This is a genomic window from Herminiimonas aquatilis (assembly GCF_042665175.1).
Taxonomy (GTDB): domain Bacteria; phylum Pseudomonadota; class Gammaproteobacteria; order Burkholderiales; family Burkholderiaceae_D; genus Oxalicibacterium; species Oxalicibacterium aquatilis.
Genome location: NZ_JBHTCC010000001.1, coordinates 578,124 through 590,753 on the forward strand (window position 1 = coordinate 578,124; position 12,630 = coordinate 590,753).

A 12,630-nucleotide genomic window follows, 5' to 3' on the forward strand; every position below is an offset into this window, starting at 1 on the left:
AGTGAAGCATAGCAGCATCCTTCGCACCTGCAAACGCCTGGTCAGATATTTATCCCGTGAAATAGTTCCTGTTGAGATAAGTCGACATAAAGCCGATAAGCAAAAACCCGCACAGGCGGGTTTTTGCTTATCGGCTTTATATGTATCTGCTCATATTTTTATTGCGGTAATCCTAGAAAATCAGATAGACCAGTAGCAGCACAAAAAATGGTACGCCCAATAGCCAAGCAAGGAAATATTTACCCATGATATGCCTCCTGAAAGATTGCAACGATGTTTGATGAGCGGTCACTCCAATAGTGAAGGCGGTGACAGCAAGCTTGTTTTTCTTTGTACATAAAACATCGTATCAATGGCACCGCTCGGTTTCTATAGGAAATAAGCTGATATGGTTGTAGGACTGCATGCGTCTGAAGCTGATTGCAGCAATCTCTCGCAAGATTATTAGGTGCAGCAACTTTTCAGCAGGGGAACAACTCTTATCAGGAATAAAAGCTGCGGTTGTACCTCGCTACCTCTGCTGCTTGGCAGCGCACAGCGATCTATATAGTCGTCCTTCCACGTATTGTTCACTTTACGACAGCCCTATGCATACGCAAGAAAATATATCTGAGTCGCACGGTCTGGATAAATCTGAGGATCTATCTGTATGGCGACGCGCACGCATCGTTTTTACCTGCTCGATTCTGGAATGGTTTGCGCAACGTGGCGGCAGCAAAGGTGCGGCAGTGGCTTTCTATACGCTGTTTTCCATGGCACCCATATTGATACTTGCCATCGCGATTGCCGGCTCCGTATTTGGTACGCAAGCGGCGCGCGGCGAAATCGTCGCGCAACTCACGGGATTAGTCGGCCCGAACGGCGCGCAGGCAATCGAAATGTTGTTGGCGAATGCGCATAATCCAGACATCAGTCAAACCGCGACCATCATCGCAACTATCTTTCTGTTGATCGGCGCGACCACTGTATTTGCAGAGCTGAAGGACAGCCTGGATGAAATCTGGCATGTGCCCATGGCGCGTCACGCGGGCTGGATAGAAGTACTACGGGTACGCTTACTCTCATTCGGTATGGTACTGGTACTGGCATTCTTGTTACTGGTATCGCTTGTCGTCAGCGCCGGGCTCGCCTTGCTGGAGCGCTACTGGGGTGGGCTGTGGAAGGATGCAGCATTTATCTTGCAGCCCGCATCGAATCTGGTGTCGTTCATCGTGATTGCCTGCTTGTTCGGCGTTATCTACAAGACCCTGCCGCAAGTCAAACTATCATGGCGCGATGTATCGATAGGTGCATTAGGTACGGCCGGACTCTTCATCTTCGGTAAATACCTGATAGGCATTTATCTCGGCAACAGCGGCATTGCCAGCAGCTACGGTGCAGCCGGTTCACTGGTTGCGCTGCTGCTATGGGTCTATTACTCAGCGCAGATATTCTTTTTAGGCGCAAGTTTCACGCGTCAATATGCATTGTGGTTCGGCACTTTGCGACATGACAAAAAATTGAAGGCACCCGCATAAAGATTTTTCCAGCCACGCTGAAGCGACTCATTATTTCGCGCGCAGCTTTCCTGCTCGACACTTACTTTTCAGATTATTTTTCACGTTACTACTTCCTGTTGTCCTGCAAGGCTTTCCCCATTTCCCACATGTAGGCTTTGCAACTTACCCTGCGCTATTTACATATAACTAACACCATTTTTCTTAAGTACTTGATTTTTATAAGTAAAGAAACTGGCCCACGTTTTGCATAGTAATAGGCAGGCACTGTCGCCGTAGCATATGAAATTCACTTAAGGAGAATGTTATGAATTGGGACGTTATCGAAGGTAACTGGAAACAACTCAAAGGCAATGTCAAAGAACAATGGGGCAAGTTGACTGATGACAACCTCGATCAAATCGCAGGCAAACGCGATCAACTCGTAGGCAAGATTCAAGAAGCTTACGGCGTGAACAAAGATGAAGCTGAAAAGCAAATCAAGGCGTTCGAAGAACGTAATCGCGACGACAAGCGCTTTCTGTAAATAGTAATGAAATCAGGCGCGGGAGTGCAATCAATCGATTCACTCCACGCCGGATTGTCTGCCTCAGCTCAAATCAAAAACTAAAAGGACACATCATGAAAAAAGCACTCTCAATGATCATCATGGCTAGCGCCAGCTTTGGCTTCATCGCAACATCGCACGCAGCACCAACAGAAGCAAAAGTGACTTACGATGCAAGCAAGAAAAAAGCCGACGCAGACTACAAAATGGCAAAAGAAGCTTGCGACAGTCACAAAGGCAATGCCAAGGATGTCTGCGTAAAAGAAGCGAAAGCTGCACAGGTGAAAACCACAGCAGACGCTGAAGCCGCCTACAAGGGCACGGATGCAGCACGCAAAAAAGCACGTACCGATATCGCTGACGCCAACTATGAAGTCGCAAAAGAAAAATGCGATGAAATGACTGGCAACAACAAAGACGTTTGTGTGAAAGAAGCAAAAGCTGCAAAAACTGCAGCAGTTGCCGATGCTAAAGCTGGCAAAGAAGTTTCTGACGCCCGTAAAGATGCACGTGAAGAAAAGCACGATGCTAACGTTGCTGTGCAAAAAGAAAAATGTGATGCTTTGACTGGCGCGGAAAAATCGCGTTGCATGGGCGCTGCAAAATAAGCAGCCTGCTCACTGACCGACCCATGTCTGCCGCAGGTCATCGCGGACGACATGCATAGCGGACAGACCTGATTCGTCAGGGACAAGGCGATCTCGCTAACCAGGTTAGCCGGATCGCCTTTTTATTTGCGGAGAGCATCAACAGTTAACCTTGGCAATGAACGTTAATGGCGGATCAGCGAAGCCCATGCATGCAGTGTCAATTCGGATGAATCATGTCTCGCGGCCGCACCCAAAGATCGAATTCCTCACTGGTAACAAAGCCCAGGGCCAGCGCGGTCTCTTTTAATGTGCTGCCATCGTGATGCGCCTGCTTGGCTATCTTCGCTGCCTTGTCGTAACCGATATGCGGCGCCAATGCCGTTACCAGCATCAATGAACGCCCCATCAATTCATCAATACGTTCGCGATTGGCAACGATGCCGTGTGCACAATGATCATCGAAGCTCTGTATGCCATCCGCCAGCAAGCGCACGCTTTGCAAAAAATTATGCGCAAGCAGCGGCTTGAAGACATTCAATTCAAAGTTGCCGGATGCCCCGCCAAAATTAATCGCCACATCGTTGCCAAATACCTGGCAGCACAACATGGTGACCGCTTCGCTCTGCGTCGGATTGACCTTGCCCGGCATGATGGAACTACCCGGTTCGTTTTCAGGAATACTTAATTCACCCAGACCGGAACGCGGACCGGATGCCAGCCAACGCACATCGTTTGCAATCTTCATCATCGCAGCAGCGAGAGTCTTCAGGCCTCCATGTACGCTCACCAGCGCATCGTGCGCCGCCAGTGCGGCAAATTTATTCGATGCACTTTTAAACGGCAGGCCCGTACGCTGCGCCAACTCGGCTGCCACGCGCACGCCAAATTCAGGATGGGTATTCAAGCCGGTACCGACTGCCGTGCCACCGACGGCAAGTTCATGCAACGCAGTTTGCAAAGTTGCGATTGTCGCAGTCGCATAATCGAGTTGCGCGACATAGCCGGAAAATTCCTGTCCCAGCGTCAGCGGTGTTGCGTCCTGCAAATGCGTGCGGCCTATCTTGACGATGTCGGCAAACTCTTCCGATTTCAGTTGCAGCGTCTGCCGCAATTTGTCGATCTGCGGCAATAATTTCTTGCTGACGCCAAGCGCTGCCGCCACATACATCGCGGTCGGGAAGATGTCGTTGGAAGACTGCCCGAGATTAACGTCGTCGTTGGGATGAATCACGCGCTGCTCGCCACGCGCGCCTTTCAGCAATTCAGATGCGCGATTGGCCAGCACTTCATTCATATTCATATTGCTCTGCGTGCCGGAACCGGTCTGCCACACGGCAAGTGGAAACTCATGTGGATGCAGACCCGCAATCACTTCTTCTGCCGCCGCGACTATCGCGCCAGACTTTTTCCGATCGAGCTTGCCCAGATCAAGATTGACTATGGCCGATGCCCGTTTGACTTCTGCGAGCGCGATGATCAGTTCCTGCGGCATCCGTTCGGTCGATATCTTGAAATGTTCAAGCGAGCGCTGCGTTTGCGCACCCCACAACCGTTCACCATCCACCGCGATCAAGCCAAAGGTATCGCGCTCCATTCTGGTTTTCATGATTATTTCCTTAGCCATGTGCGTGTGTAGTTGTGTACGTTCCATCATGCACTAAAAATATTTCACCGATGTTCCCGCCTTGATCAAACGTGACACATATGGTGCGATCCATCCGTGCGCTTTTACAAGATAGCAGACTACCGGCTACGGATATTCAGATTCGGCCTATGCATATTCAGAAAAAATCGACTGATTCCAATTTTAATTACCTTAGAATCTTATTGCACTACATCAACACTCTTGCTCTGCTGTTGGCGAAATTTGTATCGCCCCTTGTCTCGCTCCTTAACATGCTGGTCATTTATTTTCCAGGCCGTCAGCACATACATAGCGCGCATGAACATGGAAAGAATCCTACGAATACACATGTCGTAAGACTATTCAACTAGATTACTTCTGAATTACGCGCAACTCACTAAACCTTGCCACTGCATGATCTATAAATGCGCGTGACTTCAGTGCCATCAGTCTTGCACTGGGAAGTACCAGGTGCACCGGCAACATTGCGGTTTCCATTTTTGGAAAAATTCTTACCAAGCTCCCATTCGCCAGCTCGTCCGCTACCTGATACGACAACAGGCGTGCTACGCCCCGCCCTGCTTTTGCGGAGAGCAGCACGGCATCGATTTCATTGACCGTCAAACGCGGCGTCAGCGGCACCACCTGGTCGCGGCCATTTACCCTGAAGCGCCACTCCGATGCACTACCGAATCCCGAATTAAAAATGACATCATGCGATGACAGGTCCGCCAAGAGGCGTGGCTTACCGCGACGCTTGATGTAATCGGGACTAGCAACCAAGACAGAGTGCACTTGGCCGACGCGTCGCGCGACGAGGCTGGTATCCGCCAAAGGACCAATGCGCACAGCGATATCTATCCCCTCGTCGATCAAATCTATATTGCGATCATTGATCACCAGCTCGACCCGCATTTCCGGATAAAGATCGAGATAACTATTCACTATCGGCGCCACGTGACGTCGGCCGAAGACCACCGGTGCCGTCACGCGCAAGGTCCCGCGCATAGGTGCGGATGGATCTTCCTGCACTGCCTGTTCATACTCGCTCAACACTTGCCGCGCATGTTGCAGCAATCGTGTCCCTGCTTCAGTGGCCGCCAGATGTCGCGTTGTTCGTTCCAGCAGACGTGTACCTATACGCTGCTCCAGCGAACCGAGCAGGCGCGTAACCGCAGGCGCTGAGCGGCGCAACTTGCGACTGGCACCTATCAGGCTGCCGGTGTCCATAATCGCAATAAAGACTTCAAGTTCGTCCAGTCTGTCCATCAAACGCCCTCAGATTATTCCAATAAATGAAATAGTAAATTGCAATTTTATGTAATTTACACCATTTATTGCAATGACTAAGATGAAAGCTCAATCAACTAAAAGGACATCATCGTGACTACCATCAAACTTTATGGAACACCTTTATCGGGGCATTGCCATCGCGTTGAAGTACTGCTGCGCATGCTAGGCATTGCACATGAATACATTGAGGCACCAGCCTCTGTGCGCGCCACGGAAGAATTCGGCAAACTGAATCCCTTGCGGCAAATCCCGGTATTGGTCGATGGCGGTCTGGTACTGTCCGATAGCAATGCCATCATGGTTTATCTGGTCAAACGTTATGGCGCGAAAACCACCTGGCTGTCGGACGACGCTGTCGAAGCAGCACAGATACAACGCTGGCTTTCGATAGCGGCAGGCGAAGTAAGACACGGTCCGGCTAGCGCTCGCATGTCCAGCCTGTGGAACATGAAAGGCGAAATAAATCCTTTACGTGCACATGAAATCGCCGAGAAATTATTGACTATGATGGATACGCATCTTGTCGGACGCGATTACCTCGCCACCAACAATCCAACCATCGCCGATCTGGCCTGTTATTCCTACGTGGCACATGCTCCGGAAGGCCGTATTTCATTAAGCCCGTATCCGGCTGTAAGATCATGGCTGGCACGTATTGAAGCGCTACCAGCATTTCATCCCATGCCGCAATCGGCCATACCGGAAACTGTATGAACCCGCCTCTCAAACCCCAGCCTTTCCATGAAGGGGAGCTGCGGGCGCAGGTTGCTGCTGGCACCGGCACACCTGGTTTTGCAATACGCGAAATGATGCCGGATCAGCATAGACAGTTTTTCTCTTCACTGCGTTTTGCGATGGTGGCGACTACCGACAATGAGGGCTGGCCGGTAGCAACCATAGTGACCGGACCGCAAGGTTTTATCAGCAGCAAAGACCCGCAAAGCTTAAGGATAGATGCAACTGCGCACTGGCAAGAATCGTTTATACCTTTGCTTGTTAGCGACAAGGCGATAGGCATGCTCGGTATTGAATTCAGTACCCGCAGGCGTAATCGTGCCAATGGTTACGTGACGGCATTCGATGACGATGGATTGCATGTGCATGTCGAACAATCATTTGGCAACTGCCCTAAATACATACAGGCGCGAGAAGTCAGCAATGAAAAGAATGATGGTCCCACATCATCGAAAGAGTTCTTTACCCAGTTAAATGATGCTGCTAAAAAAATCATCAGCGATGCCGACACTTTTTTTGTCGCCACGACATCAGGCAATGAAGCAATGAATGGCACCGGTGCCGATATCTCGCATCGCGGTGGCAGGCCAGGCTTTATCCGCATTAATGGCAATATGCTGACAATTCCAGACTTCATCGGCAATCGATATTTCAATACATTGGGAAATATGCTGGTCGAGCCGCGCGCAGCATTATTATTCATCGATTTCCTCCGCGGTGATTTGCTACATCTGCAAGGCAGGACGGAAGTGTTGTGGCAATCGAATGAAACTGGGAATCTTGCCGGAGCGGAACGACTATGGCGCTTTCACATCACATCCGGCTGGATAAAGTCGCATGCGATTCCCTTGCAATGGAGCTTGCGAGAAGTTGCGCCTACTACGGAGAATACTGGCGTTTGGCGTGAAAGGAATTAAAGCGCGGCTGTTGATATTTCTGCGCTGGACGGTGAGCGTATTGCTGGCTTACTTTACCAATTGTCAAAAATACGTACGCGTCCCTCTGCCAAAAGCAATTCGCTGCAGAGGACAATAGAGATGTCCGTATGTGGAAAATTCATGCAGTGTGCGATCGAATCAATAGCCGCGGTCGAAGCAAGTTTATAGCGCGCCTCTTTCGTACTCCACAAGGTATAAAACGCAGCGACGCGTGCAGCACCTTCTTTTTCCTTGAGCAAGGCACATTCAGTTGTATCGAAGGATTGTTCAGCAAGCGCGAGTAAATCGCGCGTTCCATCCATCAACTCGATATCCAGCCCCAAGGCCGATTGCTCGCTGATGGCACAGGCGACCCATGGACCGCTATGCGACAAGCTGAATCCCGGCGAACCATGTTCCAGGTTCAAGACCGGCGCATGACCTGGACGTTCGAAAAATGAAATGGAAGACGGTGTGATATTCAGCAACTCACCTAGCGTACAACGCAACAGGATACGTCCGAGCAGAAATTGACGCTGGCGCTCAGGTCGCAGGAACCGTTGATAGCGCTGCAACTCATCTGGAGTGAGCCACGAAACATAGGGTAGTAATTGATCGTCGCTCACGCTACGGCCATCCAACAGCCATACCGTGGCGACGGGACCTGCATTCGGATTTACATCCGCGCTAGTATTATTTGTCAGAGATTTTGACAAAATCGCCCTTGAATGCAGCGCCGGACATGATGGCGCCTACATGACATTCGAACTCTGTCTCGCTCGAATTGACTTCGTGATTGTAGTTGCTGACGATGTTGACTACTGCATTAGCACCCAACTCCTTGGCACGCTTTTCAAAAGAAATCATGCCCGACAGGAATGCAGTATTACAGGAAACGGCATCTGACTTACCAAAGGCATTGGACTTTTGGCTGGTGGTATCGCTACCCAGTTTTTGCAGAATCTTGCCGGCTGGCTTTTGCGTGCCAAAGAAAAATTTTACCGAACCATCAACATTGTTTCGGGTACCAGTTTGTGCAAAGGCGGCATCGATAGGCATCATCATTTTTTCATCCTTGGCCTGCGCCGACATCGTAATGCTCAACAATGCTGCAGCAAAAGACAGGGTGCACACTAATTTTTTCATCATTTTTCCTTTGGTGAATTAATTCTTGATTTCCAGCCCAGTCGGGCCGCCTACTGCATTGTCGTAATTCTTTGATGTATAGGTCGTAATCATCGACGCAATCCGATCCAGCATGTCGCGATCAGTAGCGCCAAATGAGTAGCCGCTGCCCATCATGTTGGCATGCTGATAGAACACCGGTTCCGCAATCACTTTGCCGCTGCTCGCGTCCGTGTAACGAACGTTCAATACCACGGCCGAACTACCAACAAATGCACCGCCCAATATGCGCGCCGCCGGACTGATCAGTTTTGCATTCGAGCAGACAGGTTCGATGATCAGCTTGCGCTCCTTTGCCTTGGCTGGCGCTGCGGTATTCCAGGCTGCGATCAAGCCGCCGAGGCGGTTATCCAGTTTTTGCTGAATTGCATCTAGCGCATTGTCGGCACCGCGCTGCTTGTCACAGCCGGGGCCTTGATTAATCGGCTTTACTTCAAACCGTGAGAAATTTGAAAATGCTTCAGAGGGCGCAGGATTTTGCGTATTCTCCGGCACCTTTACCTTGGTCGCGCAACCAGTAGTCAGAAGTAGCAGCGCGAGGCTGGCGATTGCGTAGGTCTTGTTTTTTGTTATTTTAAAAATCACGATCAAACTCCCTAGAAAAAAAACGGTTTCATTTTCTTGTTATCTGTAACGCTTGAAAATCAATGATGTGTTGATGCCGCCGAATGCGAAATTATTCGACATCACGTAGTCGCATTCAATTTTTCTTCCCTCGCCGACGATGTAGTCGAGTTCTGCACATTGCGGATCTATCTTTTCAAGATTGATGGTCGGTGCAAACCAGCCTTCGCGCATCATTTCAATACTGGCCCACGCTTCCAGTGCACCGCATGCACCCAGTGTGTGACCCATATAACTTTTCAGCGAGCTGATCGGCATGCGTTTTCCGAATACCTGCGCGGTGGCCTGCGATTCGGCAATGTCGCCGTGCTGGGTACCTGTGCCGTGTGCATTGACGTAACCAATATCAGCTGGCTGCAAGCCGGCATCGGCCAGCGCCAGTTCCATCGCGATTTTCATCGTCTCGGCATTCGGCTGCGTGACGTGACAGCCATCGCTATTGGTACCGAAACCTACCAGTTCCGCATGTATCTTTGCACCACGCGCCACTGCATGTTCCATCTCTTCCAGGATCAAACATCCTGCACCTTCGCCGATCACCAGGCCATCGCGATCTGCATCGAAAGGACGAGGCGTAGTATCAGCAGCGTCGTTCTTGACGCTGGTCGCGAACAGCGTGTCGAACACGGCGGCTTCTGTCGCGCACAATTCTTCCGCTCCACCGGCGATCATCGCCTTCTGCTGGCCGCCGCGTATCGCTTCATATGCGTAACCTATGCCCTGACTGCCGGAGGTGCACGCGCTGGATGTCGTGATCACACGCCCGGTGACGCCAAAGAAGACGCCGATATTGACCGGTGCCGTATGCGCCATCATCTTGATGTAAGTCGTGGCATTAATGCCTTTGGTGGTGCGCTCCTCCATCATGCGACCGAAATCACCGATCGCACTGGGCGTACCGGCTGACGAACCGAAGGAAATACCCATCTGTCCGCTCTTGAGCAAGGGATCGTCGAGCAGGCCGGCGTCGAGCAGCGCCAGTTCGCTGGCACGCGTCGCCATCAAGGCGATACGTCCCATGCTGCGCATCGATTTACGATTGAATTTATCCGAGAGTTCAAAGGGCGCAGCCGGTGCACCCAGCTGCGTATTCAAGCCATCATAATCGGACCATTCATGCATGCGCGTCACGCCATTGCGATATTCACCGAGACGCGTGCGAATCGCACTCCAGTCGTTGCCTATCGGGCTGATCCCGGCCATGCCGGTAACAACGACGCGCCGGCTCATGCCAGACCTCCGTTGACCGAAATCACCTGACGCGTAACGTAAGCCGCATCGTCGGCAATCAGAAAACTCACGACTGCCGCGACTTCTTCCGGCTTGCCGATGCGCCTGGCAGGAATCATTTTCAAGGCTTCCTCCATGGGTACATCGCTGATCATGTCGGTTGCAATCAATCCCGGCGCCACGCAATTGACAGTGATTTCGCGACTGGCCAATTCAACTGCCAACGCCTTGCTGGCGCCGATAATGCCGGCCTTGGCCGCACTGTAATTGACCTGCCCCCGGTTGCCGATCAAGCCGGACACCGATGCCAGCGTCACGACGCGACCTGGCTTGCGCCGGCGCACCATCGGCATAATCAGGGGATTGAGCACGTTATAAAATCCATCCAGATTGGTTTTCAGCACGATGTCCCAGTCTTCGCCTGACATCGCTGGAAACGCATTGTCACGGGCAACGCCGGCGTTGCACACTATGCCGTAGTAGCAGCCGTGCTCTTCCACATCAGCCAGTAAAGTCGTGGCTGCGATATCGCGTTCGCCTATATCGAACTGCAGCACGCGCGCCGCCCTACCCATATCAACAATTGTCTGCGCGACTGCATCCGCTTCAGCGCGCTGGCTGCGGCAATGCAAAACAATGTCATAGCCGTCACTTGCCAGACGCAAGGCGATCGCTTTGCCTATGCCGCGTGACGATCCTGTCACCAATATAGTTTTATTCATACTGCACCTTCATTCCGAAACTTTTTGTAAAAACTCGCCCACATTATCCGGCTGAAACACCGTGATCGTCGCTGTTGCCAACGGTGCAGCAGAGGGTTCGTTCGCGTCGTCGATGTGACAGCTGAACGCACCCAAACCGTTTTCACCCTGCAAGGCGCGATGCACATGAATATGCAATTTGCTGCCGATGGCGAATTGCGGATGGCGGCACTCGTAGCGTCTCGAACCGAGCAGAAAGCCAACCTTGACCGGCTCGCCGCGCGACAGTGCTTCGTAACCGGCGAATGCGGCAACTGCCTGCGCCATGTATTCAACCCCTATCCATGCGCCCACCCCATGCGCATCTGAAAACAGGGTATCGGGACTGATCACGACTTCTGCGCACAAGCTCTCTTCGCCAACCGCAACCAGCGTATCCAGCAAGACCATCGTTCCCGAATGCGGTACCAGCGTACGGATATCCGGCAAACTCATGCGGATCTCCCAAAAACCAGCGTCGCATTCGAGCCACCAAACGCAAATGAATTACTCAGCGCCCAACGCACAGGTCGACCCAAAAGGGTACCCGGCGCAACCACGTTCAATGTTGGCAGAGAAGAGTCCTGTACACCATCCCATAAATGCGGAGGCAGGACGCCGTCAACATTCTCATCCTGCATCGCGAGCCAGCAGATCGCCGCTTCAATCGCCGCGGCAGCACCCAGGGTATGACCGGTGAAAGGTTTGGTAGAACTGACTGCAACATGGGCACCAAACAGGTCATGAATCACGCGCGATTCCATCGCGTCGTTCTGTACCGTCGCCGTGCCATGCATATTGATGTAATCGATTTCCGAGGCACAGATGCCTGCCCGTTGCAGCGCTTGCGCAATCGACAGCCGCGCACCGCTACCGGCCGGATCCGGCGCGGACATATGATGGCCGTCGGATGACTCGCCCCAGCCGCGCAATGCCACCGCAGCCGGTTCGTTCGTCATCAGGAACAGTGCGGCACCTTCACCGATATTGATGCCCTTGCGATTCGCACTCAGCGGATTGCATTGCGCAGCACTGACCGATTCCAGGGCAGAGAAACCGGCCACTGTAAATGCGCACATGGTATCCACGCCGCCAGTCACCACGGCATCGCACAAACCCATGTTCAATAAACGTGCGGCACTGGCCATTGCCTTGGCGCTGGAGGAGCAGGCGCTTGAATGCACATAGGCAGGACCGCTGATGCCGAGCTCGATTGCCAGCATGCTGGCCGGCGATCCCATCTCTTGCTGCGCATAGTGGAACGCGTCCGGCAGGCTTGCATCCACTGCATACTGGCGCAAGGCAGTCTCGGTACTGGCAACACCTGAAGTGCTGGTACCGATCACGACCGCAATACGGTCGGCACCGAAACGTGCAATCGCTGCGTCTACGGCAGGGCGAATCTGGGACAAGGCGGCAAGCGCCATTTGGTTGTTACGACTGCGTTGCTGAACCGGCCAAGCCTCCATTGAAGGCAATTCGGCGGTGACGCAACCGAGCGGCAGCACGCGCTCTGCGCTCCATGCGTCGGTCATCGTTACGCCGCTTTCAGCACGTTCGAACAAGCGCGCCTTGATCGCATCGTGTGTATCTCCGAGCGAGCACACTATTCCACATTCATTCAAATACGGCATCATTTCATTCCGGAT

General features: G+C 52.1%; 14 protein-coding genes. 5 read left to right on the forward strand and 9 right to left on the reverse strand.

Annotation, left to right across the window (positions count from 1 at the left end; all coding sequences use genetic code 11):
• The first annotated feature begins 587 nt into the window (after positions 1-587).
• The 3 genes from ACFQO0_RS02570 to ACFQO0_RS02580 all read left to right on the forward strand — a co-directional run bounded on the left by ACFQO0_RS02570 (position 588) and on the right by ACFQO0_RS02580 (position 2,651).
• Positions 588-1,517: a YihY/virulence factor BrkB family protein gene (locus ACFQO0_RS02570; protein WP_382232479.1), complete on the forward strand. Its 930-nt coding sequence runs from the start codon at positions 588-590 to the stop codon at positions 1,515-1,517.
• Positions 1,518-1,803: 286 nt separating this feature from the next.
• A complete protein-coding gene (locus ACFQO0_RS02575; RefSeq protein ID WP_382232480.1) occupies positions 1,804-2,022 on the forward strand; it encodes a CsbD family protein in 219 nt (72 codons plus the stop codon).
• Positions 2,023-2,117: 95 nt separating this feature from the next.
• On the forward strand, positions 2,118-2,651 hold the full coding sequence (locus tag ACFQO0_RS02580) for a hypothetical protein (protein ID WP_382232481.1): 534 nt from the start codon (positions 2,118-2,120) through the stop codon (positions 2,649-2,651).
• A 199-nt stretch (positions 2,652-2,850) separates the two neighbouring features.
• Here ACFQO0_RS02580 and fumC read toward each other — a convergent pair whose 3' ends face one another.
• Together fumC and ACFQO0_RS02590 are read right to left on the reverse strand one after the other, a co-directional pair.
• Positions 2,851-4,239: a class II fumarate hydratase gene (fumC, locus tag ACFQO0_RS02585; RefSeq protein WP_382232482.1), complete on the reverse strand. Its 1,389-nt coding sequence runs from the start codon at positions 4,237-4,239 to the stop codon at positions 2,851-2,853.
• A gap of 390 nt (positions 4,240-4,629) precedes the next feature.
• Positions 4,630-5,526, reverse strand: a complete 897-nt coding sequence (locus ACFQO0_RS02590; protein WP_382232483.1) for a LysR family transcriptional regulator — start codon at positions 5,524-5,526, stop codon at positions 4,630-4,632.
• 114 nt (positions 5,527-5,640) lie between these two features.
• Between ACFQO0_RS02590 and ACFQO0_RS02595 the strand changes: the two genes are divergently transcribed.
• Together ACFQO0_RS02595 and ACFQO0_RS02600 are read left to right on the forward strand one after the other, a co-directional pair.
• Positions 5,641-6,264, forward strand: a complete 624-nt coding sequence (locus ACFQO0_RS02595) for a glutathione S-transferase (protein WP_382232484.1) — start codon at positions 5,641-5,643, stop codon at positions 6,262-6,264.
• On the forward strand, positions 6,261-7,202 hold the full coding sequence (locus tag ACFQO0_RS02600) for a pyridoxamine 5'-phosphate oxidase family protein (protein ID WP_382232485.1): 942 nt from the start codon (positions 6,261-6,263) through the stop codon (positions 7,200-7,202). Before ACFQO0_RS02595 ends, ACFQO0_RS02600 begins: the two co-directional genes overlap by 4 nt.
• A gap of 53 nt (positions 7,203-7,255) precedes the next feature.
• Here the strand turns inward: ACFQO0_RS02600 and ACFQO0_RS02605 are convergent, their stop codons facing one another.
• The 7 genes from ACFQO0_RS02605 to ACFQO0_RS02635 form a co-directional block, all read right to left on the reverse strand.
• The gene (locus tag ACFQO0_RS02605) at positions 7,256-7,828 is read right to left on the reverse strand and encodes a 4'-phosphopantetheinyl transferase family protein (protein WP_382232486.1); all 573 of its coding nucleotides are present in this window, start codon (positions 7,826-7,828) and stop codon (positions 7,256-7,258) included.
• A 67-nt stretch (positions 7,829-7,895) separates the two neighbouring features.
• Positions 7,896-8,351, reverse strand: a complete 456-nt coding sequence (locus tag ACFQO0_RS02610) for an excinuclease ATPase subunit (RefSeq protein WP_382232487.1) — start codon at positions 8,349-8,351, stop codon at positions 7,896-7,898.
• Between the two features lie 15 nt (positions 8,352-8,366).
• Positions 8,367-8,972 (reverse strand): hypothetical protein, encoded by a 606-nt coding sequence (locus tag ACFQO0_RS02615; protein ID WP_382232488.1) that lies wholly within the window; start codon positions 8,970-8,972, stop codon positions 8,367-8,369.
• A gap of 39 nt (positions 8,973-9,011) precedes the next feature.
• A complete protein-coding gene (locus tag ACFQO0_RS02620; protein ID WP_382232489.1) occupies positions 9,012-10,241 on the reverse strand; it encodes a beta-ketoacyl-ACP synthase in 1,230 nt (409 codons plus the stop codon).
• Positions 10,238-10,963, reverse strand: coding sequence for a 3-ketoacyl-ACP reductase FabG2 (locus ACFQO0_RS02625; RefSeq protein WP_382232490.1), 726 nt, complete (start codon positions 10,961-10,963; stop codon positions 10,238-10,240). The genes ACFQO0_RS02620 and ACFQO0_RS02625 overlap by 4 nt, the downstream gene beginning before the upstream one ends.
• 9 nt (positions 10,964-10,972) lie before the next feature.
• A complete protein-coding gene (locus tag ACFQO0_RS02630; RefSeq protein ID WP_382232491.1) occupies positions 10,973-11,437 on the reverse strand; it encodes a hotdog family protein in 465 nt (154 codons plus the stop codon).
• A complete protein-coding gene (locus ACFQO0_RS02635) occupies positions 11,434-12,618 on the reverse strand; it encodes a beta-ketoacyl-ACP synthase (protein WP_382232492.1) in 1,185 nt (394 codons plus the stop codon). Before ACFQO0_RS02635 ends, ACFQO0_RS02630 begins: the two co-directional genes overlap by 4 nt.
• Positions 12,619-12,630: the final 12 nt, after the last annotated feature.